The sequence below is a fragment of the Modestobacter sp. SSW1-42 genome, from assembly GCF_046635825.1.
Classification (GTDB): domain Bacteria; phylum Actinomycetota; class Actinomycetes; order Mycobacteriales; family Geodermatophilaceae; genus Modestobacter.
The window spans coordinates 401,278-424,675 of sequence record NZ_JBISCA010000005.1; the positions used below are offsets into that span (position 1 = coordinate 401,278).

Genomic DNA, 23,398 nt, shown 5'->3' on the forward strand with positions numbered 1-23,398 from the left:
CGAGCGCGGGGCGCTGACCGATGCCCGAGGGGCGGTCGCCGGCGGCGTCGGGTCAGCGCGGGCACGGTCGAGGAGGACCACCGGGTGGCCGCGGCGGGACGCCGGGCGCGCGCCGGGTGACGTCCCGCCTCGGGGCCCGCCGGTCGATGCACTCCCCGCGAGCTCCTCGACCGGCGCCGGCCTCGCCGGACCGGTGGTGTTGCCGGACCCGTCAGCCCGACTTGGCACATTGCGCCGGTGATCCGGACGCGCCGGGCTGCCGAGATGAGAGGTGTGACCTCCACCGCCACCGCTCCGCGCCACATGCACCACGACCTCGAGGACGACGAGGACCTGGCCACGACGACGCAGATCTTCGTCACCAAGCTGCGCGCCAGCGCGACCGGCTTCGCGAAGGCCGCGGGTGCGGAGCAGGCGATCGTGCGGGAGGCCGTGCCCCCGGCGCGGCACCGTCGCTCGCGGTGCCGGGTGGTGCTGCTGTACGGGAACGGCCAGGAGTCCGACGTGACGTTCCTCGGACCGGTCAGCACCTCGACCAGCGCCAAGGAGCTCACCATGTCGCAGTTCGACACCGCCATCCAGCTGTGGCTCGGTGCCGGCCAGGAGCGCAGCCGTCGCTGGCTGGTGCCGGACGAGGAGGCCGCCGGCGGCGTGGCCATCGACGTCACCGCCTGGCTGGACCGCTGACCGGCCGCTGAGCGGGCACCTCGCCCGCCCGGGTGCGAGGGCCGTCCGCGGACGCGGCCCGCGCATCCCCCAGGACCCCCGGCCGACATCGCGGCCGGTCGCTCGCGTCGACGGGCGACCACGACCAGCCGGTGCGACCCCTGTCGCACCGGCTGGTCCTGTCTCGTGCCGCCTCCCGACCGTCGCCCAGCCGACTCGCCGGATCGCCGTGCGAGCCCAGCCGACGGCTGACGGAGCCGGTGTCGGCGGAGACCAGCTCGACCGAGGTGCTGGCGGACGGCAGCCGCACCAGGTCGCCGTCGGAGCACCGCAGCACGCGCCGTCGGTCGACGGCGCGCTCGACCCAGGTGACGGCCAGCGCGTGTCCGCCGGTGTCGCCCCCGGCCGCCCCGCCCGTCGCCGGCAGCACCAACGCGCGGTCAGCACCGCTGGCCCCGGATCGCGCGGTCAGCACCGCTGGCCCCGGACCGTGCGGTCAGCACCGCCGGCTCAGGACCGCTCGATCAGACCCGCCGGCTCAGGGCTGTCAGGTCAGGACCGCCGGCCGACCGCCGGTTCAGAACAGGTCGGCGAACCCCTCGGCGGGACCGGTCACGGACCGCGAGCGTCCGATGCGACGGGCCTGCCCCTCGCCCACCTCGGTGCTCGCGGGCTCCGTGCTCGCGGGCCGGGTGCCCGACGGCCGGGTGCCCGACGGCTGGGTGCTCGACGACTGGGCAAAACTGCTCACCGGTGCTGTCGAGCGCAGCGCGGAGCGGGCGGCCGAGCGCGCCGCGGTCCACACCGGCGCTTCCGCGGGCGACCAGCTCGGCTCGTCGTCGTCGAACGGCTCCGCCTCGGCGGCGGCGTCCTCGGCCTTGCCGGCGTCGTCGAGCGCTTCTCGGACCACGTAGCCGGCGAGGCCGCCGCCGTAGCCCTTGCGCGCCAGCATGCCCATCAGCCGCCGCTCGGCGGTGACCCGGTCGAGCCGCTGCATCGACGGCATCTTGCGGGCGACCAGCGCCCGGGCGGAGTCCCACTCGGCCTGCGGGTCGACCTCGGCGACGGCCGCCGCGGCGACCTCCCCGTCGACGCCCTTCGCCCGCAGCTCGGAGGCGAGGGCCCGCCGGGCCAGTCCGCGGCCGGACTGCCGGCTGGACACCCAGGCGGCAGCGAAGGCGGCGTCGTCGATCAGGCCGACGTCGGTGAAGCGGTCGAGCACGGCGTCGGCGACGTCGGCCGGGATCTCCTTCTTGGCCAGCAGGTCGGCCAGCTGCTTGCGCGTCTTGGCCGTACCGGTCAGCGCGCGCAGGCAGATGCCCTTGGCCTGGGCCTCGAGGTCCTCCGGCTCGGCCGGCGCACCCTCGGCGTCCGTGGCGCGCGAACTCCACTGCAGACCACTGGCCCGCCCGCTCTTCCCGCGACCACCGCTCCGCTCACCCCGACGACCGGAGCCACCGCCGTCACCGAAGCCGCCGGCACCGGCACCGGCACCGCGGGCACCACCCCGGCCGGAGCGGCGACCGGACCGACGACCTGCGTCGTCGACCGATGGCTCGTCCTGGCCGGGGTCGGCACCCGCGGCGCCGTCGAACAGCGGACCGATCATCAGCGGATCAGAAGTCGGCCGGCTCGGCTGCTGCCACGCCGGCGTCCACCTTGGGGACGCCGATGCCCAGCTTCTCCTTGATCTTCTTCTCGATCTCGTCGGCGAGGTCGGGGTTGTCCCGCAGGAAGTTGCGGGCGTTCTCCTTGCCCTGGCCGAGCTGGTCGCCGTCGTAGGTGTACCAAGCGCCGGACTTGCGCACGAAGCCCTGCTCCACACCGATGTCGATGAGGCCGCCCTCGCGGCTGAAGCCGGTGCCCCAGATCAGGTCGAGCTCGGCCTGCTTGAACGGAGCGGCGACCTTGTTCTTGACGACCTTGACCCGGACCCGGCTGCCGACCGCGTCGGTGCCCTGCTTGAGGGTCTCGATGCGGCGGACGTCGAGGCGGATGGACGAGTAGAACTTCAGCGCCCGGCCACCGGTGGTGACCTCCGGCGAGCCGTAGACGACGCCGACCTTCTCGCGCAGCTGGTTGATGAAGATCGCCGCCGTGCCGGAGTTGCTCAGCGCACCGGTGATCTTGCGCAGCGCCTGGCTCATCAGCCGGGCCTGCAGACCGACGTGGCTGTCGCCCATCTCGCCCTCGATCTCGGCGCGGGGCACCAGAGCGGCCACGGAGTCGATGACGATCAGGTCCAGGGCGCCGGAGCGGATCAGCATGTCCGCGATCTCCAGCGCCTGCTCACCGGTGTCGGGCTGGCTGATCAGCAGGGCGTCGGTGTCGACGCCGATCGCCCGGGCGTAGTCGGGGTCGAGCGCGTGCTCGGCGTCGATGAAGGCCACGATGCCGCCGGCGGCCTGGGCGTTGGCCACCGCGTGCAGGGCGACCGTCGTCTTGCCGGAGGCCTCGGGACCGTAGACCTCGATCACCCGGCCGCGCGGCAGGCCGCCGACGCCGAGGGCGATGTCGAGGGCGATGGAGCCGGTCGGGATGACCTTCATGGCGACCTCGGGCGAGTCGCCGAGGCGCATGACGGAGCCCTTGCCGAACTGCTTGTCGATCTGAGCGAGGGCCATGTCGAGGGCCTTGTCGCGGTCGAGCGTTGCCATGGTGGCCACCTTCGGATGTCGCTGTAGCGGGTCGTCGCCGACGCTAGGGCGGGGGTCTGACACTTTCGCGAGCCGGAGCGCATCTGTGGACGGACACCGAATCTGTGGACACGGTAGACCGAACACGTGTTCGACTCCAGCGACACGCCGCCACCCGTCCGCGACACCCCGGACGCGGTCGGTTCAGCCGCGCTCGTCCCGCGCGGCGCGGGCGGCGAGCACCTGCGGCAGGGCGTCCTCGACGAAGCCGATGAGCGCCAGCAGCCGGGGCGCCAGCGCCGTCCCCAGGTCGGTGAGGGTGTACTCGACGTGCGGCGGCGTGGCCGAGCGGACCTCGCGGTGCACCAGGCCGTCACGCTCGAGCACCTGCAGTGTCTGGGACAGCATCTTCTCGCTCACCCCGTCGACCCGGCGGCGCAGCTCGCCGAAGCGGTGCGGCCCCTGGTGCAGCGCCGAGAGCACGAGCACCGCCCACTTGCCGGTCACGTCCTCGAAGACCTCACGGGAGGGGCAGGCGCGGCTGAAGACGTCGGCCGCCTGCTCGGACGTGCTCATCACCACTCCTGTCGCGTCGGACCTCGACCCCGAGGGTACTGTGCCGACGAAAGCGCTAACCAGGAGTTAGTACAAACCCGCGAGGAGAGCGCATGATCAGCGTCACCGGAGCCAGCGGCCACCTCGGCCGGCTCGTCGTCACCGGCCTGCTCGACGCCGGCGTGCCGGCCGCCGAGGTCGTGGCCGTCGTCCGCACCCCCGACAAGGTCGCCGACCTGTCCGCGCGCGGCGTGCAGGTGCGCCAGGCCGACTACAGCGACGCCGCTGCGCTGGAGACGGCGCTGCAGGGCACCGATCGGCTGCTGCTCGTCTCCGGCAGCGAGGTCGGCCAGCGCGTCGCCCAGCACACCAACGTCCTGCAGGCGGCGAAGGCCGCCGGCGTCGGGCTGCTCGTCTACACCAGCGCGAGCAAGGCGGACGACACCCCGCTGCCGCTCGCCCCGGAGCACGTCGCGACCGAGCGGCTGATCGCCGACTTCGGCATCCCGGCGGTCGTGCTCCGCAACAACTGGTACCTGGAGAACTACGACCAGCAGATCGCCCAGGCCGCGCAGACCGGCAGCCTGACCGGCAGCTCGGGCAGCGGCCGGATCGCCGCCGCCACGCGCGCCGACTACGCCGCCGCCGCCGTCGCCGTCCTCACGGCCGGCTCCCCCGCCACGGGCGTGCTGGAGCTCGGTGGCGACGACGCCTTCACGCTCGCCGACCTGGCCGCCGCGGTCGCCACCGCCGCCGGCCGCGAGGTCACCTACACGGACCTGACCGCGGACCAGCACGTCCAGGCGCTGCTGGACGCCGGCCTGCCCGAGGGGACGGCGCACTTCGTCGTCGGCCTGGACCAGGCGATCGCCCGGGGCGCGCTGGACACCGGCAGCACCGCCCTGTCCGAGCTCATCGAGCGGCCGACGACGCCGCTGTCGACCTACGTGCAGGGCGTGCTCAGCTCCTGACCATCCGGCGTCCCGCCGGAGGGCTCAGCGGTCCTTCGGCGGGACGTCGTACTCCTTGCAGATCTCCAGCCAGACGGTGCGCACCGGCACCCCGGCGTCGATGGCCTCCAGCGCCGACCGGCCGCCCAGCGTGCCGAAGACGTGGTCGTTGGCGACGTACTGCGCGCGCAGCGACCCGAACTGGCTCTCCATCCGAGCTCTGAACTCCTGCAGCCGCACGCCTCGACGGTACCCACGCCCGCCCGGCCGTGACGCCCTAGGCTCGGCGCATGACCGGCTCGGGCACCTGGGACACCCTCCTGCAGGTCGCCTTCGCCCTCGCGCTCCTGGTCGGCATCGTGCTGACCGTGCGCAACATGCGGCGCTGAGCCACAGCCGGTCAGCCCGCGCGGCGGGCCGGGTGCGCGGCGTACCGCGGCTTGACCACGGTGTTGAGGTGGCGGCCGATGCTGTCGGCCTCGAGCAGGGCGAGCGCCTCCTCCGGCGGGACGCCGGGGTAGCGGTAGACGCCACCGTTGACGAACCCGATCTCCAGCACGTGCTCGTCGAGGTCGTACCCCACCCAGCGCACGCTCGAGGACTGCACCCCCGCCCGCTGCATCGCCATGTGGATCACAACGCTGTAACTACACGCGCGTAATCCGCCGAGGTGATCATCATCCCCTTGTCGACGAGTCGACACGGCGACTCGTGGGCGTTCCTCGGGGCGGGTGACGGCCCTGCTGGCCGGGGCGGACTGTCGCACCCGCGTGGACACTGGTGGCGTGTCGACCATGCCGTCCGCCCCGACCCCCGCGATGGAGCGCTTCTCCGCGCCCACGCAGGCGTGGTTCACCGGCGCGTTCGAGCACCCGACCTCCGCGCAGGAGGGCGCCTGGACGGCGATCAGCAGCGGCCAGCACGCCCTGGTCGTCGCCCCCACCGGCTCGGGCAAGACGCTGGCCGCCTTCCTCTGGTCCCTCGACCGGCTGGCCGCCACTCCCCCGCCGGACGACCCGCTGCGCCGCTGCCGGGTCCTCTACGTCTCCCCGCTCAAGGCGCTGGCCGTCGACGTCGAGCGCAACCTGCGGGCGCCGTTGACCGGGATCGGCCAGGCCGCCGCGCGCCTGGGCCTGGAGCGGCCCGAGATCACCGTCGGCATCAGGTCCGGCGACACCCCGGCCGACGAGCGCCGGCTGTTCGCCAAGCGCCCGCCGGACATCCTGATCACCACGCCGGAGTCGCTGTTCCTGCTGCTCACGAGCCAGGCGCGGGAGTCGCTGCGCGGGGTCGAGACGGTGATCCTCGACGAGGTGCACGCCGTCTGCGGCAGCAAGCGCGGCGCGCACCTGGCCGTCTCCCTCGACCGGCTCGACGAGCTGCTGGACGCACCCGCGCAGCGGATCGGGCTGTCGGCCACGGTCCGCCCCATCGAGGAGGTCTCGACCTTCCTGGCCGGTGGCCGCCCGGTGCAGGTCGTCGCCCCGCCCTCGACCAAGCAGTGGGACCTGTCGGTCGTCGTCCCGGTCGAGGATATGTCGCAGCTGGGCCAGCCGACCGGCGAGCTGTCCGGCTCCGCAGCGGGCAACCAGCCACGGACGTCGATCTGGCCGGCGGTCGAGGAGCGGGTGCTCGACCTGATCGAGGGCCACCGCAGCACCATCGTCTTCGCCAACTCCCGCCGGCTGGCCGAGCGGCTCACCAGCCGGCTCAACGAGCTGGCCTACGAGCGGGCGACCGGGGAGCCGATGCCGCACGGCGCCAACCCGGCCGAGCTGATGGCCCAGGCCGGCACCGGCGTCGGCGCCGGGGTCCCGACCGACGTCAAGCCGGTCGCCTCGGCCCACCACGGGTCGGTCTCCCGCGAGCAGCGGGCGATCGTCGAGGAGGCGCTGAAGTCCGGCCAGCTGCCCGCCGTCGTCGCCACCTCCTCGCTGGAGCTGGGCATCGACATGGGCGCGGTCGACCTGGTGGTCCAGGTCGAGTCCCCGCCCAACGTGGCCGCCGGACTCCAGCGGGTGGGCCGCGCCGGCCACCAGGTGGGCGCGGTCAGCGAGGGCGTCATCTTCCCGAAGTTCCGCGGCGACCTCGTGCAGAGCGCCGTGGTCGCCGAGCGGATGCGGGCCGGGGCCATCGAGTCCACCCGCTACCTGCGCAACCCCCTCGACGTGCTGGCCCAGCAGATCGTGGCCATCGTCTCCGAGCGCCCGCGCACGGTCGACGAGGTCTCGGCGGTGCTGCGCCGGTCGGCGGCGTTCGCCTCGCTGCCGGACTCCGCGCTGCACGCGGTGCTGGACATGCTGGCCGGCCGCTACCCCTCCGACGCGTTCGCCGAGCTGCGCCCGCGGCTGACCTGGGACCGGGTCACCGACACCCTCACCGCCCGCAACGGCGCCCAGCGGCTGGCGGTCACCAGCGGCGGCACCATCCCCGACCGCGGGCTGTTCGGCGTCTTCCTCGTCTCCGGCGCCGGTGAGAACGGTGGGCGCCGGGTCGGTGAGCTCGACGAGGAGATGGTCTACGAGTCCCGGGTCGGCGACGTCTTCCTGCTCGGCTCGTCGTCGTGGCGCATCGAGGAGATCACCCACGACCGGGTGCTGGTCAGCCCCGCCCCCGGCCAGCCGGGCAAGATGCCGTTCTGGCACGGCGACACCCTGGGCCGCCCGCTGGAGCTGGGTCGCGCGCTGGGCGCCTTCCTGCGCGAGGTCGGCACCGCCACCCCCGAGGCCGGCATGGAACGCGCCCGCGCCGCCGGGCTCGACGCGTGGGGGGCGAGCAACCTCTTCGCCTACCTGACCGAGCAGAAGGCCGCCACCGGCCACCTGCCCGACGACCGCACGCTGCTGGTCGAGCGCTTCCGCGACGAGCTCGGCGACTGGCGGCTGGTCGTCCACTCCCCGTTCGGCGCCCAGGTCAACGCCCCGTGGGCGCTGGTGCTCGCCGCCCGGCTGCGCGAGCGGTACGGCGTCGACGTCGCCTCCATGCACGCCGACGACGGCATCGTGCTGCGGCTGCCCGACACCACCGGCGAGCCGCCGGAGGCCGACCTCGCGCTGCTCGACCCGGACGACGTCGAGCGTGAGGTCACCGCCGAGGTCGGCAACTCCGCGCTGTTCGCCAGCCGGTTCCGCGAGTGCGCGGCCCGCGCGCTGCTGCTCCCCCGCCGCGACCCGCGCCGCCGCACCCCGCTGTGGCAGCAGCGCCAGCGGGCGGCCCAGTTGCTGTCGGTGGCCAGCGAGTTCTCCTCCTTCCCGATCACCCTCGAGGCGGTCCGGGAGGTGCTGCAGGACGTCTACGACGTGCCCGGCCTGGTCGAGCTGATGAGCGACGTGCGCGCCCGCCGGGTGCGGCTGGTCGACGTGCAGACCCAGACGGCCTCGCCGTTCGCCCAGTCGCTGCTGTTCGGCTACGTCGGCCAGTTCATCTACGAGGGCGACGCCCCGCTCGCCGAGCGCCGCGCGCAGGCCCTGGCCCTGGACACCGGCCTGCTGGCCGAGCTGCTGGGCCGCTCCGAGCTGCGCGAGCTGCTCGACGGCGGCGCGATGGCCGAGATCGAGGCCGAGCTGCAGCGGCTGCCCGAGCAGCGGCACCCGCGCGACGTCGACGGCGCCAGCGACCTGCTGCGCGGCGTGGGCGACCTGACCGTCGCCGAGGCCGCTGCCCGCGGGGTGCCCGAGGCGTGGCTGCAGGAACTGGTCGTCTCGCGGCGCGCGCTCGTCGTGCGGATCGCCGGAGAGGAGCGGTACGTCGCCATCGAGGACGCCGGCCGGCTCCGCGACGCGCTCGGCACCGCGCTGCCCGTGGGGGTGCCCGAGGCGTTCACCGAGCCGGTCGCCGACCCGCTCGGTGACCTCATCGGCCGCTACGCCCGCACGCACGGCCCGTTCGCCCCGCCTGAGGTCGCGGCCCGGCTGGGGCTCGGCGTCGCCGTGGTCACCGCCACCGTGCAGCGGCTGGTCGGTACCGGCCGCCTGGTCACCGGCGAGTTCCGGCCCGGCGGCATCGGCCAGGAGTGGTGCGACGCCGAGGTGCTGCGCTCGGTGCGCCGGCGGTCGCTGGCCAAGCTCCGCCAGGAGGTCGAGCCGGTCCCGACCGACACGCTGGCCCGGTTCACGCCGAGCTGGCAGTCCGTCGGCGGGCGCATGCGCGGGGTCGACGGCGTGCTGGCGGTCGTCGAGCAGCTGGCCGGCGCGCTGGTGCCGGCGTCGGCGCTGGAGACGCTCGTGCTGCCCTCCCGGGTGCAGGGCTACTCCCCCGCGATGCTCGACGAGCTGACCAGCGCCGGCGAGGTGCTGTGGGCCGGGGCCGGCGGGCTGTCCGGTGGCGACGGCTGGGTCACCCTCGTGCCGGCCGACCTGGCACCGCTGCTGCTGCCCGAGCCGCCGGCCGGCGCCGTGCTGGAGGGCGGGGTCGGCCAGCTGGTGCTCGACGAGCTCGCCGGCGGGCAGGCGATGTTCTTCCGCACACTGTCCGACCGGGTGGGCGCCACCGACGACCCGGCCCTGGCCGAGGAGATCTGGGACCTGGTGTGGGCCGGGGCGCTCACCAACGACACCCTCGCCCCGCTGCGCACCCGGCTGTCCGGCGGCGGGACGCACAAGAAGACGCCGGCCGCGCCGCGGGCCCGGCTCGACCGCAGCCGGTACGGGCGCACCCGGCTGGGCCGTCCGGCGATGCCCAGCCGCACCGGTCCGCCGTCGATGGCCGGGCGCTGGTCGCGGCTGCCCGAGCTGGAGACCAACACGACCAAGCGCACCACCGCCCGCGCCGAGGCGCTGCTGGAGCGACACGGCGTGCTGACCCGGGGTGCGGTGCAGGCCGAGCAGGTGACCGGCGGGTTCTCCGCGGTGTACCCGGTACTGCGGGCCTTCGAGGAGAACGGCCGAGCCCGCCGCGGCTACTTCGTCGAGACCCTGGGTGCGGCGCAGTTCGGCACCCCGGGCTCGGTCGACCGGCTGCGCAGCTTCGCCAGCCCCGACCGGGTGCCCGCCGGCCCCGTCGTGCTGGCCGCGACCGACCCGGCCAACGTCTACGGCGCGGCGCTCCCGTGGCCCGAGCGGCCCGGCACCGGCACGGCCGCCGAGGAGGGCGTCGACCTCGGCGAGGGCACCGCGTCCACCAGGAAGAGCGGGCACCGGGCCGGGCGCAAGGCCGGGGCGCTGGTGGTGCTGGTCGACGGCGAGCTGGTGCTCTACGTCGAGCGGGGCGGCAAGACGCTGCTGTCGTGGACCGAGGAGGAGACCGCGCTCAAGGAGGCCGCCACGGCGCTGTCGAGCGCGGTGGCCTCCGGCGCGCTGGGCCGGATCACCGTGCAGAAGGCCGACGGCGCCTCGGTGCACGAGTCCGGTGCGCTCAGCGCGGCCCTGCAGGCCGCCGGGTTCATCGCCACCCCGCAGGGTCTCCGCCTCCGCCGCTGACCTGTCCCGCAGCACGCGGGCGGCGGGTCAGGCGCGGGCCGGTGGGCGCTCGCCGGGTTCGTCTGCCCTGACAGGACAGCACCGGCGGGGTCAGCGGCGGCGCGTGCCCTGCAGCCAGGGGCCGAGCCAGCGGCTGAGCCGCGGCATGAGCAGCCGCAGCGCCGTCACCACGTACAGCGCTGACAGGAGCAACCGGGCCGGCCACGGCCAGCCCCCGACGAACGGCACCGCCACCAGCTGGAAGCTCGACGTGAGCACCAGGACGACGGCGACGGTGAGCGCCCAGCTGCGCCAGGCCGGACCCGGGCGGGCCGGCACCGCGAAGAACGTCTCCAGGCCCACGGCGCGGGCGGTGCGCTCCTGCTCCACCAGCCGGCTGACCCGCTCCAACGCGGCCTGCCGCTCGGGAGAGCGCTCCCAGACCGCGAGGGACGCGTCGTCGCTGAACCGGTAGACCAGGTGGTACTCGTCGCTGGCCGGACCGGGCCGCAGCAGCGACGACCCCAGGGCGCCGGGGAAGCGGCCGACCAGCTCCTGCACGTCGGCCGCCCACTGCTCGAACGCCTCGTGCTCCTCGGGGCGCACGACCCGGGCGACAGTCACGGTCACCGGCTCGGGCGCGGGGGCGGCGGGCTGTCGGGCCACCGCGTTCCCGGTCAGTCGAACCGGCAGGCTGCGCAGGCGGATCGTCACGGTCACGGGTCGCAGAGCGCTGCCGGTGTCCGCTCTCTTCCCGTCTGTCACCGCGTTCACAGCCCGGTCACCCGCCCGGGGCAGCGGTCAGGGGCCGGCGTCCCAGAGCAGCCGGTGGTACGCCGTCCGGGCGGGGTCGTCGGCGATGCCGTAGGCATCGAGCAGCGGCTGCTCCCAGCCCGGGCCGTAGTTCCACCGGGTGCTCCAGGTCGCCACGGCCAGGTCGGCCCAGCGGTCGGCCAGCGCCAGGGAACCGAGGTCGACGTGCCCGGCCCACGCACCGTCCTCGGCCACCAGCGTGTTGGGCGCGCAGGCCGGTACCGATCGCCCGCACCGCGGTCAGCGGGTCGGCCTTCCACCGCGCGTCGACGGCGCTGTCGCCGGGCAGCCCGGCGGTGAGCAGCCAGTCGCCGTCGGCGTCGCTGCCGGCGTCCAGCACGACGGGCACGGGCGAGAAGCGCGACGCCCAGCGCAGCCGCTCGGCCTCGCGCGGGATCGGCAGCCCGCTGCCGGCCGGTGCCCACGTGAGGAACCGGCGCCCCACCCCGGACCCCAGCTGCCAGGTGACTCCCCCGGCCTCGTTCTGCCAGACCGCCGTGGCCGGCCCGCCACCGGCGAGAGCGCGCACGACCGGCGGCGGCGCGACGGGCTCGGGCGGCGGTCCGGAGAACAGCACCCGGCGATGGTGGCACGGGCACGAGCGTCCCGGGCCGGGGACGATGGACGGCGTGCCCGAGGGAGACACCGTGTGGCTGGCGGCGAAGCGGATGAACACCGCACTGGCCGGCGCCACCCTCACCCGCGGCGAGCTGCGTGTGCCCCGGCTCGCCGCGGTCGACCTGACCGGCGCGACCGTCACCGAGGTCGTGCCCCGCGGCAAGCACATGCTCACCCGCCTCGCCGACGGCCGGACCCTGCACACGCACTACCGAATGGACGGCAGCTGGCACGTCCATCGCCCGGGGACGCGCTGGCGCGGGCCGGCGTTCGAGGTGCGCGCCGTGCTGACCACCGACCAGTGGGAGTGCGTGGGCTTCCGACTGCACGACATGGCACTGGTCCCGACGTCCCGCGAGGACGAGCTGGTCGGCCACCTCGGCCCCGACGTCCTGGGCCCGGACTGGGACGTCGAGGAGGTGCTGCGCCGGCTGCGCGCACGACCCGACGAGCAGATCGGGGTGGCCGTCCTCGACCAGCGCAACCTGGCCGGCCCGGGCAACCTCTACAAGGTCGAGTCGCTGTTCCTCACCGGGGTGAACCCGTGGGCCCGGGTGGCCGACGTCCCGGACCTGCGGGCGCTGGTCGAGCGGGCCCGCATGCTCATGCTGGCCAACCGCGACCGCCCCGAGCAGAGCACCACCGGCATCCTGCGCCGCGGGCAGGACCACTGGGTCGCCGGCCGCAAGGGCCGCCCGTGCCGCCGCTGCGGCACGGCGATCGCGCTCGGTGACCAGGGCCCGGACCTGCAGGAGCGGGTCACCTGGTGGTGCCCGACCTGCCAGGCCACCCCGGTGCCGGCCGACCCGCGGGCCCGCACCGGCCTGCCCGGCACCGAGCCACGTCGCGCCTCGTACTGAGGCACGACCGGCCACCGCCGGGGATCATGGGGAGATGCCCGAAGGAGACACCGTCTGGTTGGCCGCCAAGCGGATGAACACCGCGCTGGCCGGCGCCACCCTCACCACGGGCGAACTGCGCGTCCCCCAGCTGGCCACGGTCGACCTGGCCGGTGCCACGGTCACCGAGGTGGTGCCGCGCGGCAAGCACATGCTGACCCGTTTCGCCGACGGCCGCACGCTGCGCACGCACTACCGGATGGACGGCAGCTGGCACATCTACCGCAAGGGCAGCTCGTGGAAGGGCGGGCCCGCGCACAGCATCCGGGCGGTGCTCTCGACCGACCAGTGGGACTGCGTCGGGTACCGGCTGCATGACATGCGGATCGTGCCGACCAGCGCCGAGGGCGAGCTGGTGGGCCACCTCGGCCCTGACGTGCTGGGCCCGGACTGGGACCTCGACGAGGCGCTGCGCCGGCTGCGGTCGCACCCCGACGAGCAGATCGGCGTCGCGATCCTGGACCAGCGGAACCTGGCCGGCATCGGCAACCTCTACAAGGTCGAGACGCTGTTCATGACCCGCACCCACCCGTGGACCCGGGTCGCCGACGTCCCCGACCTGCCCGGCCTGGTCACCCGTGCCCGCACGCTGATGCAGGCCAACCGCGACCACCCCGAGCAGAGCACGACCGGCTCGACCCGCCGCGGGGAGGACCACTGGGTGTTCGGCCGCAAGGGCCGCCCGTGCCGCCGCTGCCGCACGACGATCCTGCTCGGCGACCAGGGGCCGGACACCCAGGAGCGGGTCACCTACTGGTGCCCGAACTGCCAGGCCGCGCGCAGCCCGATCGACCCGCTGGCCCGCACCGGCGAGCCCGGCCACCCGGCGTCCATCGCCGCCACCTGACCCACGGCACGACGGAGCCCCGCCGTCCAGCCGGACGGCGGGGCTCAGGTCAGCACCGTGCCGGGGATCAGGCCGGGTTCGGCCGCTCGGCCGACTGGTCCGCGCCCAGCGCGGTCCCGCTGACCGGACCGTTGCCGGACTCGATGGCCCCGGCGGCCCGGTTGCCGCCGATGGCCTGCGTGCCGCCGCCCATCGAGGCGCGGATCTCGGCGAGCCGGGACGCACCGGCGACGTCGATGGTCGCCTTCTGCACCTCGAGCATGCGGCCCTCGACCGAGTCCTGCGCCAACTCGGCCTGGCCGAGCGCGTTGGCGTACCGGGCCTCGATCTTGTCGCGGACGTCGCTGAGCGAGGGCGTGTTGCCCGGCGCGGACAGCTCGTTGACCGAGCGCAGCGAGGCCGAGACCTGCTCCTGCATCTTGGCCTGCTCCAGCTGGCTCATGAGCTTGGTGCGCTCGGCGAGCGTCGACTGCAGCCGCATCCGGCTGGTCTCGACCGCGCCCTTGGCCTGCTCGGCCGCGGCGAGCGCCTCGTCGTGGCTGCGCTTGAGGTCCTCGACGGCCTGCTCGGCGCTGACCAGCTGGGTGGCGAACGCCTGGGCGGCCTGCTCGTACTCGGCGGCCTTGTTCGCGTCGCCGGCGGCCCGGGTCTGGTCGGCCAGGTTCAGCGCCTGCCGGGCCGAGGACTGGAGCTTCTCGACCTCACCGAGCTGCCGGTTGAGCCGCATCTCCAGCTGGCGCTGGTTGCCCAGCACCGCCGCGGCCTGGTTGGCCAGGGCCTGGTGCCGCTGCTGCTCGGCCTCGATCGCCTGCTGGATCTGGATCTTCGGGTCGGCGCGCTGGTCGATCTGGTCGTTGGCCGAGGCCGTGAGGTACTTCCACAGCTTCACGAACGGGTTCGGCATGGCTCCTCCTGATCCCGGGCGGCGGTCCACCGGGTGGCGGACGGCGCGAGCCGGGCAACGCTGTCGCTGATCATCGTCTCAGGACCGGTACCCGGCCAGCCACCGCTGACGCGGCGGCACGACGTCCTCCTGCACCGATGGGCGTCCCCCTGCACCTACAGCTGTCCCCCCGCACCAACGCTGGTGCAGGGGGACAGACGTCGATCAGGTCACCTGATCCACGTACGGGGCGCCCGGGCGGCGGCGGGCGCCGGCGTCAGGGGCGGCCGCGGAGGCGGCGGTAGTGCTGCACGAGCGCGACGGTGGAGGGATCGGAGTCGATCTGCGGCGCCGTCTCGCTGGTCAGGGCCGGCGCGAGCTCCCGGGCCATGACCTTGCCCAGCTCCACGCCCCACTGGTCGAAGGAGTCGATCTGCCAGATGACGCCCTCGACGAAGACGGTGTGCTCGTAGAAGGCGATCAGCTGACCCAGCGTGGCCGGCGTGAGCTTCGGCGCCAGGATCGTGGTCGAGGGCCGGTTGCCCGGCATGACCTTGTGCGGGACGACGTCGGCGGGGGTGCCGTCGGCGGCGACCTCCTCGGTGGTCTTGCCGAAGGCCAGCGCGGAGCTCTGCGCGAACATGTTGGCCATCAGCAGGTCGTGCATCTCGCCGATGTCGTGGTTGGGCTCGCCGAACCCGATGAAGTCGGCCGGGACGATGCTGGTGCCCTGGTGCAGCAGCTGGTGGAACGCGTGCTGGCCGTTGGTGCCCGGCTCGCCCCAGTAGACCTCGCCGGTCGACGTCGTCACCGGCTCGCCGTCGAACTGCACGGACTTGCCGTTGCTCTCCATCGTCAGCTGCTGCAGGTAGGCGGGCAGCCGCGACAGGTACTGGCTGTAGGGCAGGACCGCGTGGGTCTGGGCGCCGAAGAAGTCGGTGTACCAGACGTTGAGCAGCCCCTGCAGCGCCGGCAGGTTCTCCGCCAGCGGGGTGCGGCGGAAGTGTTCGTCGACGGCGTGGAAGCCGGCCAGCATCTCGCCGAAGTGCTCGCGGCCGACGGCGACCATCAGCGACAGGCCGACGGCGGAGGTGAAGGAGTACCGCCCGCCGACCCAGTCCCAGAAGCCGAACATGTTGTCGGTGTCGATGCCGAACTCGGCGACGGCGTCGGCGTTGGTGCTCACCGCGACGAAGTGCTTGGCGACCGCGCCCTCCACCTCGCCGACACCGGCGAGCAGCCAGTCCCGGGCGACGGTGGCGTTGGTCAGCGTCTCCAGCGTGGTGAAGGTCTTGGAGCAGACCACGAACAGCGTCGACGCCGGGTCGAGGTCGCGGGTCTTCTCCGCGAAGTCGGTGGGGTCGATGTTGGACACGAAGCGGGCGGTGAGGCCGCGGTCGCTGTAGTCGGCCAGCGCGAGGTAGGCCATCGCCGGGCCCAGGTCCGAGCCACCGATGCCGATGTTGACCACGGCGGTGATCCGCTCGCCGGTCGCGCCACGCCACTCACCGGACCGCACCCGGTCGGCGAAGTCGCCCATCTTCTCGAGCACCGCGTGCACGTCGGCGGTGACGTCCTGCCCGTCGACGGTCAGCGGCGCCGACGCCGGCGCCCGCAGCGCGGTGTGCAGCACGGCCCGGTCCTCGGTGACGTTGATGTGCTCACCGGTGAACATCGCCTCGATCTTCGCGGGCAGGCCGGCCTTCTCCGCCAGGGCGACCAGCAGCCGCACCGTCTCGTCGGTGACCCGGTGCTTGGACCAGTCGACGTACAGGTCGCCGGCGGTGCCGGTCAGCCGGGTGCCGCGCTCGGCGTCCTCGGCGAACAGCTCGCGCAGCGTGCGGGGCGCCACCTCGCGGTGGTGGTCGGCGAGAGCCGCCCACTCGTCGGTCGCGGTGATGTCCATGCGGGTGCCTCCAACGGTCCGGCCAGGGTCTGTCGGGGAGTGCGCAGCCGGGACACGCGACAAACCCCGGCGCGATCATCCCCGCCGCGCCGGGGCACCCGCACAGGGGTACCGCGGCCGGTCAGGCCGCCCCGACCGAGTGGGCGCCGGTCCGGGCGCCGCCGCCCCGGCCACCACCGGCCTGGCCGCCGGCCGCCCGCTCCCGCGCCTCCCCCACCTGCTCGAGCCGGTCCTCGGTCGCCATCCGGGTCAGCTCGGCGCCGGCGTCGGCGTCGCGGGTGAGGTTCTCGCCCGAGTGGGGGTCGAACACGTGCACCTTGCGGGTGTCGAGCCAGAAGTCGGCCTCCCGGCCCTCCCGGATCCGGCTGGTCGAGTCGATCGACACGATCGCCTGGGTGCGCAGCTCCTCGGCGTCGAGCTCCTTGGACAGGTCGCGCAGCTGCGTCCGGATGGCGTCGGGCGCCTCGTAGGGGATGTAGGCGTACTGCTGGTCGCCCAGCCACTCGGTGACGTCGACCCGCGCGCGGAAGACCGTGCCCACCGGGCGCTTGGCCTCGTCGACCAGCGAGGCGTCCTCGAAGTACTCGGGCCGGATGCCGACCAGCAGCAGGTCGTGCCCGGCGACCGCGGCCGCCCGGCGCTCGTCGAGGTCGATGGTGCCGAACGGCGTCGTCAGCCGGGCGCCGTCGACGGTGGCGGGCAGGAAGTTCATCGGCGGGGAGCCGATGAACCCGGCCACGAAGAGGTTGACCGGCTGCTCGTACAGCTCCCGCGGCGAGGCGACCTGCTGGATCTTGCCCTTGCGCAGCACGCAGACCCGGTCGCCCAGGGTCATCGCCTCGGTCTGGTCGTGGGTGACGTAGACGGTGGTGATGCCCAGCCGGCGCTGCAGCCGGGAGATCTCGGTGCGCATCTGGCCGCGGAGCTTGGCGTCCAGGTTCGACAGCGGCTCGTCGAACAGGAACGCCTCGGCCTGGCGCACGATCGCCCGCCCCATCGCCACGCGCTGCCGCTGGCCACCGGAGAGGTTGGCCGGCTTGCGCTCGAGGTGCTCGTGCAGCTCCAGCACGTCGGCGGCCTCGTTGACCCGCCGGCGCACCTCGGCGTCGTCCATCTTGGCCAGCCGCAGCGGGAAGGCGATGTTCTCGAACACCGTCAGGTGCGGGTAGAGCGCGTAGTTCTGGAAGACCATCGACAGGTTCCGCTCCCGCGGTGCCTTGTCGTTGACCCGGGTGCCCCCGATGACCATGTCGCCGCTGGTGATGTCCTCCAGCCCGACGATCATCCGCAGCAGCGTCGACTTCCCGCAGCCGGAGGGCCCGACCAGGATCATGAACTCCCCGTCGGCGACGTCCAGGCTGACGTCGTTGACCGCGGGGAACCCGTCGCCGTACTGCTTGACGATGTGCTTCATCTCGATGGCGGCCATGGAACTGGTCCTTCCTGTCGTTCGGGACGGCGGCGGTGCCGGCGGAGCGGGTGGGGGGTGCTCAGCCCTTGACGGCGCCGTTGGTGAGGCCGGCGACGATGCGCCGCTGGAAGATGAGCACGAGGGCCACGACGGGGATGGTCACGATGACCGCTGCCGCGGCGATGGCGCCGGTGGGGTCCTCGAACTGCGAGGCCCCGGAGAACAGACCCAGGGCGGCCGGCACCGGTCGGGCGGTGCTGGTCGAGGTCAGCGAGATGCCGTAGACGAAGTCGTTCCAGGCGATGAAGAACGCGATGATCGCCGTGGTGAAGACCCCGGGTGCGGCCAGCGGCACGATCACCTTGCGGAACGCCTGCCAGGTCGTCGCCCCGTCGACCTGGGCGGCCTGCTCCATCTCCCAGGGGATCTCGCGGAAGAACGCCGACATGGTCCAGATCGAGATCGGCAGGGTCAGCGACAGGTACGGGATGATCAGCCCGGGCCAGGTGTCGTAGAGGCCGATGTTGCGCCACAGGTTGAACAGCGGCGTGACGATTGAGATCACCGGGAAGATGGCCACCCCCAGCGCGGTGCCGAGGATCAGCTTCTTGCCGGGGAAGTCCAGCCGGGCGATCGCGTAGGCGGCGAACATCGCCAGCACGCAGGAGATGAACGTCGCGATCAGGCAGATCCCGAACGAGTTGCGCAGCGCCGGCAGGAACAGGTCGGCCCCGGCTCCGGTGAAGATCGTCGAGTAGTTCTCGTCCGTCGGCGTGGTGGGGAGGAACTGGCCGTTGGCCAGGTCACCGGGCGCCTTGAACGACAGCGACACGATCCAGGCCACCGGGAACAGCGCGTAGATGACGATCGCGACGCCGGCGACGATCCACCAGCCCTTCTCCTTGGTCGACATCAGCGCTCACCCCGAGCCTGCGCCAGGTCGACCTTGAAGCCCTTGATGAACAGCGCCGCGATGCCGACGACCACCAGGAACAGCAGGACCGAGACCGCCGACCCCAGCCCGATCTCCAGCCGGGAGATGGTCTGCCGGTAGGCCAGGAACGACACCGACTCGGTGTTGTTGGCCCCCGCCGTCATCACGAAGATCGAGTCGAAGACGCGGAACGCGTCCAGCGTGCGGAACAGCAGCGCGACCATGATGGCGGCCTTCATGTTCGGCAGCGTCACCTTGCGCAGCCGTTGCCACCAGGTGGCGCCGTCGACCTTGGCCGCCTCCTGCAGCACCTCGGGCACCTGGGCCAGCCCGGCGAGCAGGAGCAGCGAGATGAACGGCGTGGTCTTCCAGATCTCGGCCAGGCACACGACCAGCAGCGCCGAGCCCTGCCCGCCGAACCAGTCCGTGTCGGTGCCGATGCCGGGCAGCCAGCCGAACCAGCTGTTGACGAACCCGGTGTCGATGGCGAAGGCGAACCGCCAGGCGAACGCCGACACGACGGTGATGACCGCGTACGGGATGAGGATCGCCGCGCGCAGCACCGGCCGGATCGCCTTCAGCGCCTTGGCCATCACGAAGGCCAGCGCGAACCCGAGCACCAGCTCGATGGCGACGGTGACCAGCGTGATGAGCACCGTCACCGCCATCGCGATCCACCACGTGGAGTCGGTGAGGATGACGACGTAGTTGCTCAGCCCGGTGAACGAGCGGTTGTCCGGGTCGGTGAGCCGGTAGTCGAACAGCGAGTCGTAGACCGCCTGCAGGATCGGGTAGGCGGTGACCAGCAGCATCACCGCCAGTGCCGGGCCGGCCAGCAGCCAGCCGAGCTTGCGCTCGCTGCGTGAGCGGTCGCTGGTCGTGTGCCCCGGGGCGGAGACCGGCTGGGTCTTCTCCACCGGCGGCAGGGTCGTCTGGGTCACGATGCCTCCTCGCTGGTGCTCGTCGGCATCGTTCCTCCGGGTGCCGCGCTCATCGGTTCGCTCGCACGCTCGCTCACAGCAACTGCTCCTTCCGCAGCACCGCGGTGATGAACTCGGTGGCCTCGCGCGGCGTCGTCTCCGGGTCGACCGACCCGGTCGGGTGGTACCTGCGCTGCAGCCCGCCGGTGACCTCGCTGTAGTAGGCGGTGAGCGGCCGCGGCGCGGCCTGCTCCAGTGAGGCCCGGATGGTCTCGGCCATCGGGAAGGCCTCGAGCACCTCCGGGTCGTCGTAGACGGTGGTGTCCGAGGCCGCGTTGCCGTCGTTGACGAAGTAGAAGGCCTGGTTCTCCGTCGAGGTGATGCACTCGGTCGCGTCGTAGGCCAGGTCGGGGTGCTCGCTCAGTGCACCGACGCCGAGGTTGATCCCGCCGTAGGGCGGCGCGCTCTCGGTGCCCTCGTCGACCCGCGGGTACAACGTCCAGCCGTAGTCGTCGACCGTGGCCTGGTCCATCGTCCCGTCCTCGACCTTGCCGAGGGCCCGGGCGTAGACGAACGAGTAGTTGACCATGAAGCCGCCGTCGGCGGACTCGAAGCCGGTGGCGGTGGTGTCCTCGTTCGCCGTCGACAGCGCCGGCCCGGTCTGCCCGCTGTTGGAGATGTCGCGCATCAGCTCGGTCGCCCGCCGCCCGGCGTCGGACTCCAGGCCCAGGGTGACCTGCTCGGGGTCGGTGGAGTTCTCGGCGATGATCGACCCGCCGGCGGACTCGATGAGGGCGTTGAACCACACGGTCAGCGCCTCGGCCCGGATCCCCTGGACGCCGATCAGCTTGTCCTGCTCCTGGGCCGCGGACACCACCTGGTCCCAGGTGACCGGCTGGGTCATGTCCAGCCCGGCGGCCTCGGCGACGGACTTGCGGTACCAGAGCAGCTGGGTGTTCGACCAGAACGGGACGGCGACCAGCTGGTCCTCCCACGTGGAGGTCTCCACCGCGGCCGGGACGACGTCCTCGGTCACGCGGCCGGCGAGCTCGGGGGGCACCGGGGCGAGGAAGCCGGCCTGGGCGAACTCCGGCACGAAGATCGGGTCCAGGCTCATGATGTCGATCGAGGAGTCGTTGGCGGCCAGCCGCCGGACCAGCTGCTCGCGCTGCCCGGAGGCCTCGCGCGGCAGGGTCGCGGTCTCGATGGTGTAACGCCCGGCGGCCGCCTCGGTGCAGCGGGCGGCGATCTCGGCCTGCCCACCGGCGTCGGGGTTGATGTACCAGGTCAGCGTCGGGGTGCCGCCGGACCCACCGCCGCAGGCCGCCAGCGTGGAGCCGAGCACCCCGGCCGCGGCCGCCCCTGCCAGGGCCCGCCGCCACCTCCGCCGGCGGAACGGGCCCGCTCGCCCACTCCGCCCTGCGTCGTCCCGACCTGTCAACGCGTCCGGCACGGTGCACCGCCTCCGTAGGGCCACGGAGACCCCGTTGTCCCCGTGGACTCGGAGCGTGGCCCGGGCCACACCTCGTGTCAACCGGACGGCGGCGTCGGGCGGCGGGCTCAGGCCGGCTGGTGGGCGGGGACCACGCGGTGAGCGGCGATGACCGACGGGGTGGTGAGCACCGCCGGCGTCCGGGGCAGGACGTTCTGCACGTAGGAGCGCGCCGCCGCCCAGGTGCCGACGTCGAAACCGGCCTGCTCGGAGAGGAACCAGCGGTGCTCCAGGACCTCGTGGAACACCTCGGCCGGCTCCAGGCGACCGGCCAGGTGCTCGGGGACCGCACGGACGACCGGCTGGTAGACGTCGGTCAGCCAGCTCTGCGCGGCCTCGGCCTCGGGCACCGCGTCGCCGGTGCGCTCCTCGAGGTAGGCCCGGTAGGAACGCAGGTCGTTGAGCAGCCGCTGCGCCTGCTTCTCCTGCACCTCCAGCCCGGTGAGCCGGAACAGCTCGTGCCGGTGCTGCCCCGGCTCGGACACCCGGGTCTCCACCCGCAGCCGCGCACCCTCCGACGAGGTGACCAGCTCGATCTCCCCGACGTCGAACCCGAGGTCGTTGATCCGCTGCAGCCGCTCGGCCACCCGGACCGCCTGCTCGTCGACCCGGAAGACCTCCTCGCGGGTCACCTCGTCCCACAGCGCCTCGTAGCGGCCGGGCAGGCTGTTGGCGATCTCGACCGGGTCGAGCTCGGGCGGCAGCAGGTCGCCGAACTGCAGGTCCATCAGCTCGGCCCCGAGCCGCTCGCGGGCCAGCTCGATGTCGTAGGCCCGCTTGCCCGCCGACAGGGTCGGGTAGCGCTCGGCGGTCTCGGCGTCGACCAGGTAGGCGGTGTACGTGCCGGCGTCCGGGAGGAACAGGGTGTTCGACAGCGAGCAGTCACCCCAGTAGACGCCGGCCAGGTGCAGCCGGACGAGCAGCTGCACGAGGGTGTCCAGCAGCCGGTCGGGCTCCCCGGCGCGCGGGCCGGAGAACAGGTATCGGTAGGACATCGAGTACTCGAGGTACCGGGTGACCAGGATGGCCTGCTGGTCGTCGGGCCGGTCGAAGCAGATGCCCAGCGCGGTCACCGACGGCAGCCCCTCGGCCTCGAACTCCCCCAGCAGTGCGTACTCGTGCCGCGCCAGCGGCTCGGCGATCTCCTTGAGCGCGTAGACCGTGCCCTCGCTGACGGTGAACCGGACGACGTGCCGGGAGATGCCCCGCTGCGGGACCTCCAGCAGCAGGTCCTCGTCCCACTCCTCGAGTGGCTGGTCCCACGGCAGGCTCAGCAGGCCGGCGGCCTCGGTGGCCGGGGGTCGGAACAGGAACCGCATCGCGCACTCCCGGGGTGGTCGGTCAGGAGGTGGGGGCGTGGAGGCGCCGCCCGGCCACCCTGTCACGGATGGTCCCACCGGGCGGCGGCTCCGGCTGTGACGTGCGCCGGGACGACGACGGCCGCCCCGGCCGCCGTGCGACCGGAGCGGGTCCCAAGGGACCGCGTCAGCCGACGAGCACCCTCGGTCCGCGCCTCGGTCGCCGGCGCTCCCTCGATGCTCCCGGCGTCAGCCGACGAGCACCCTCGGTCCGCGCCTCGGTCGCCGGCGCTCCCTCGATGCTCCCGGCGTCAGCCGACGAGCTGCCCGGTGACGACGGCGGCCTGCGCGGCCCGCTCCTGCACCGTGCCCGGCTGTAGCACCAGGCCCAGCAGCCAGCGGCAGACGAGTTCGGCCTCGGGGCGGGAGATCCGCAGCGCCGACCCGAGGGTCACCACGATGTCGCCCCAGCGGTCGGCGTCCAGCGCCATCATCTGCACCAGGGTCTCCGGCTCGTTCTCGGCCAGGCGGCGCAGCACCGGGTGGCCGCCGACCTCCTCGGCGAGCGCGGGGACGGCGACGGTCAGCGGCAGCTCCGCGGCCAGCGCCGAGAGGCGGTCGAGCTCGAAGGCGATCAGCGCGTGCGCGACGTCGTCCTTGGTGCGGAAGTGGTTGTACAGCGTGGCCTTGGCGACGTTCGCCGCCGCGGCGATGTGCTGCATCGTCGTCTTCTTGACCCCGCGCTCGGCGAAGGCGGAGCGGGCGCCCTGCAGCAGGCCGCGACGGGTGCGGCTCATGGCCACGCCGGTGCGGGCGGCGGGACGGCGCGGGTCGGGACGCGGACCGGTCGCGGTGGGCCGCGGAGCCGGGACGGCGACGGCCAGCGACGGCACCGGGGCCGTGTACTGGTGACCCGGGGCCGGGGGCTGCATGAACGCGGCGCCGGCCGGCACCGGCGTGGTCAGGTGCTGTCCGCCGACGGCCGCGGCCTCGGCGGCGGCCGCCTCCGCGGCGTGGGCCTCCAGCACCGTGACCCCGCCACGCGCGCCGGCGGCCGGCACCGGGAGCGAGGGGTGCTGCGGCTGCGAGGAGCGGGATCCGGGGGAAGACATGGACTCTTTGTGCCTTCCCGGTCGCACCGGGTCAAGGAGGTGGACACCGAGCGTCGGTCGTG

At 73.5% G+C, this 23,398-nt stretch carries 20 protein-coding genes; 5 read left to right on the forward strand and 15 right to left on the reverse strand.

Translation table 11 applies throughout. The annotated features are described in order from the left end of the window. Nucleotides 1–273 precede the first annotated feature (273 nt). The gene (locus ACGBYP_RS19105) at nt 274–687 is read left to right on the forward strand and encodes a hypothetical protein (RefSeq protein ID WP_411586696.1); all 414 of its coding nucleotides are present in this window, start codon (nt 274–276) and stop codon (nt 685–687) included. 556 nt (nt 688–1,243) lie between these two features. Here ACGBYP_RS19105 and ACGBYP_RS19110 read toward each other — a convergent pair. From ACGBYP_RS19110 to ACGBYP_RS19120, 3 genes are all read right to left on the reverse strand, one after another. Then, a complete protein-coding gene (locus tag ACGBYP_RS19110) occupies nt 1,244–2,275 on the reverse strand; it encodes a regulatory protein RecX (RefSeq protein ID WP_411586698.1) in 1,032 nt (343 codons plus the stop codon). A gap of 7 nt (nt 2,276–2,282) precedes the next feature. Then, nucleotides 2,283–3,323, reverse strand: a complete 1,041-nt coding sequence (recA, locus tag ACGBYP_RS19115; RefSeq protein ID WP_411586699.1) for a recombinase RecA — start codon at nt 3,321–3,323, stop codon at nt 2,283–2,285. Nucleotides 3,324–3,506: 183 nt separating this feature from the next. Beyond that, a complete protein-coding gene (locus ACGBYP_RS19120) occupies nt 3,507–3,878 on the reverse strand; it encodes a winged helix-turn-helix transcriptional regulator (protein ID WP_411586701.1) in 372 nt (123 codons plus the stop codon). A gap of 92 nt (nt 3,879–3,970) precedes the next feature. Here ACGBYP_RS19120 and ACGBYP_RS19125 point away from each other — a divergent pair, with 92 nt between their 5' ends. Then, on the forward strand, nt 3,971–4,828 hold the full coding sequence (locus tag ACGBYP_RS19125; RefSeq protein WP_411586702.1) for an NmrA family NAD(P)-binding protein: 858 nt from the start codon (nt 3,971–3,973) through the stop codon (nt 4,826–4,828). Between the two features lie 24 nt (nt 4,829–4,852). Here ACGBYP_RS19125 and ACGBYP_RS19130 read toward each other — a convergent pair whose 3' ends face one another. Both ACGBYP_RS19130 and ACGBYP_RS19135 read right to left on the reverse strand, forming a co-directional pair. Beyond that, entirely contained in the window at nt 4,853–5,047 is a 195-nt protein-coding gene (locus tag ACGBYP_RS19130; RefSeq protein WP_411586703.1) for a DUF3046 domain-containing protein, read from the reverse strand. Nucleotides 5,048–5,207: 160 nt separating this feature from the next. Then, nucleotides 5,208–5,435: a KTSC domain-containing protein gene (locus ACGBYP_RS19135; RefSeq protein WP_411586705.1), complete on the reverse strand. Its 228-nt coding sequence runs from the start codon at nt 5,433–5,435 to the stop codon at nt 5,208–5,210. A gap of 166 nt (nt 5,436–5,601) precedes the next feature. Between ACGBYP_RS19135 and ACGBYP_RS19140 the strand changes: the two genes are divergently transcribed. Further along, on the forward strand, nt 5,602–10,224 hold the full coding sequence (locus tag ACGBYP_RS19140; protein WP_411586761.1) for an ATP-dependent helicase: 4,623 nt from the start codon (nt 5,602–5,604) through the stop codon (nt 10,222–10,224). A gap of 90 nt (nt 10,225–10,314) precedes the next feature. On the opposite strand, the gene ACGBYP_RS19145 is transcribed toward ACGBYP_RS19140, so the two are convergent. Then, complete coding sequence (locus tag ACGBYP_RS19145) at nt 10,315–10,923, reverse strand: antibiotic biosynthesis monooxygenase (protein WP_411586706.1); 609 nt, start codon at nt 10,921–10,923, stop codon at nt 10,315–10,317. Nucleotides 10,924–11,004: 81 nt separating this feature from the next. Beyond that, nucleotides 11,005–11,211, reverse strand: coding sequence for a hypothetical protein (locus ACGBYP_RS19150; protein ID WP_411586708.1), 207 nt, complete (start codon nt 11,209–11,211; stop codon nt 11,005–11,007). Between the two features lie 434 nt (nt 11,212–11,645). Between ACGBYP_RS19150 and ACGBYP_RS19155 the strand changes: the two genes are divergently transcribed. Both ACGBYP_RS19155 and ACGBYP_RS19160 read left to right on the forward strand, forming a co-directional pair. Further along, nucleotides 11,646–12,494, forward strand: a complete 849-nt coding sequence (locus ACGBYP_RS19155) for a DNA-formamidopyrimidine glycosylase family protein (protein ID WP_411586710.1) — start codon at nt 11,646–11,648, stop codon at nt 12,492–12,494. A 34-nt stretch (nt 12,495–12,528) separates the two neighbouring features. Then, nucleotides 12,529–13,380 carry a DNA-formamidopyrimidine glycosylase family protein gene (locus tag ACGBYP_RS19160; protein ID WP_411586711.1) on the forward strand — a complete coding sequence of 284 codons (852 nt, stop codon included), beginning with the start codon at nt 12,529–12,531 and terminating at the stop codon, nt 13,378–13,380. Nucleotides 13,381–13,447: 67 nt separating this feature from the next. On the opposite strand, the gene ACGBYP_RS19165 is transcribed toward ACGBYP_RS19160, so the two are convergent. The 8 genes from ACGBYP_RS19165 to ACGBYP_RS19200 form a co-directional block, all read right to left on the reverse strand. Beyond that, nucleotides 13,448–14,284, reverse strand: coding sequence for a PspA/IM30 family protein (locus tag ACGBYP_RS19165; RefSeq protein ID WP_411586713.1), 837 nt, complete (start codon nt 14,282–14,284; stop codon nt 13,448–13,450). Nucleotides 14,285–14,540: 256 nt separating this feature from the next. Beyond that, nucleotides 14,541–16,169: a glucose-6-phosphate isomerase gene (gene pgi, locus ACGBYP_RS19170; protein WP_411586714.1), complete on the reverse strand. Its 1,629-nt coding sequence runs from the start codon at nt 16,167–16,169 to the stop codon at nt 14,541–14,543. Between the two features lie 121 nt (nt 16,170–16,290). After that, nucleotides 16,291–17,598, reverse strand: a complete 1,308-nt coding sequence (locus tag ACGBYP_RS19175) for an ABC transporter ATP-binding protein (RefSeq protein WP_411586715.1) — start codon at nt 17,596–17,598, stop codon at nt 16,291–16,293. Nucleotides 17,599–17,659: 61 nt separating this feature from the next. After that, nucleotides 17,660–18,493 carry a carbohydrate ABC transporter permease gene (locus tag ACGBYP_RS19180; protein WP_411586717.1) on the reverse strand — a complete coding sequence of 278 codons (834 nt, stop codon included), beginning with the start codon at nt 18,491–18,493 and terminating at the stop codon, nt 17,660–17,662. Then, entirely contained in the window at nt 18,493–19,455 is a 963-nt protein-coding gene (locus ACGBYP_RS19185; protein WP_411586719.1) for a carbohydrate ABC transporter permease, read from the reverse strand. Before ACGBYP_RS19185 ends, ACGBYP_RS19180 begins: the two co-directional genes overlap by 1 nt. A gap of 73 nt (nt 19,456–19,528) precedes the next feature. Then, complete coding sequence (locus ACGBYP_RS19190; RefSeq protein WP_411586721.1) at nt 19,529–20,779, reverse strand: extracellular solute-binding protein; 1,251 nt, start codon at nt 20,777–20,779, stop codon at nt 19,529–19,531. Nucleotides 20,780–20,994: 215 nt separating this feature from the next. After that, on the reverse strand, nt 20,995–22,245 hold the full coding sequence (locus ACGBYP_RS19195) for a DUF4032 domain-containing protein (protein WP_411586723.1): 1,251 nt from the start codon (nt 22,243–22,245) through the stop codon (nt 20,995–20,997). Between the two features lie 290 nt (nt 22,246–22,535). Next, entirely contained in the window at nt 22,536–23,336 is an 801-nt protein-coding gene (locus ACGBYP_RS19200; RefSeq protein ID WP_411586725.1) for a TetR/AcrR family transcriptional regulator, read from the reverse strand. Nucleotides 23,337–23,398 lie beyond the last annotated feature (62 nt).

Excerpts from the sequence above, each read along its gene's own strand:
- ACGBYP_RS19120 (WP_411586701.1), bottom strand. The coding sequence starts at position 3,878 with ATGAGCACGTCCGAGCAGGCGGCCGACGTCTTCAGCCGCGCCTGCCCC.
- ACGBYP_RS19135 (WP_411586705.1), bottom strand. The coding sequence starts at position 5,435 with ATGGCGATGCAGCGGGCGGGGGTGCAGTCCTCGAGCGTGCGCTGGGTG.
- ACGBYP_RS19110 (WP_411586698.1), bottom strand. The coding sequence starts at position 2,275 with ATGATCGGTCCGCTGTTCGACGGCGCCGCGGGTGCCGACCCCGGCCAG.
- recA (WP_411586699.1), bottom strand. The coding sequence starts at position 3,323 with ATGGCAACGCTCGACCGCGACAAGGCCCTCGACATGGCCCTCGCTCAG.
- ACGBYP_RS19175 (WP_411586715.1), bottom strand. The coding sequence starts at position 17,598 with ATGGCCGCCATCGAGATGAAGCACATCGTCAAGCAGTACGGCGACGGG.
- ACGBYP_RS19165 (WP_411586713.1), bottom strand. The coding sequence starts at position 14,284 with ATGCCGAACCCGTTCGTGAAGCTGTGGAAGTACCTCACGGCCTCGGCC.
- ACGBYP_RS19160 (WP_411586711.1), top strand. The coding sequence starts at position 12,529 with ATGCCCGAAGGAGACACCGTCTGGTTGGCCGCCAAGCGGATGAACACC.
- ACGBYP_RS19200 (WP_411586725.1), bottom strand. The coding sequence starts at position 23,336 with ATGTCTTCCCCCGGATCCCGCTCCTCGCAGCCGCAGCACCCCTCGCTC.
- ACGBYP_RS19195 (WP_411586723.1), bottom strand. The coding sequence starts at position 22,245 with ATGCGGTTCCTGTTCCGACCCCCGGCCACCGAGGCCGCCGGCCTGCTG.
- ACGBYP_RS19140 (WP_411586761.1), top strand. The coding sequence starts at position 5,602 with ATGCCGTCCGCCCCGACCCCCGCGATGGAGCGCTTCTCCGCGCCCACG.
- pgi (WP_411586714.1), bottom strand. The coding sequence starts at position 16,169 with ATGGACATCACCGCGACCGACGAGTGGGCGGCTCTCGCCGACCACCAC.
- ACGBYP_RS19180 (WP_411586717.1), bottom strand. The coding sequence starts at position 18,493 with ATGTCGACCAAGGAGAAGGGCTGGTGGATCGTCGCCGGCGTCGCGATC.
- ACGBYP_RS19125 (WP_411586702.1), top strand. The coding sequence starts at position 3,971 with ATGATCAGCGTCACCGGAGCCAGCGGCCACCTCGGCCGGCTCGTCGTC.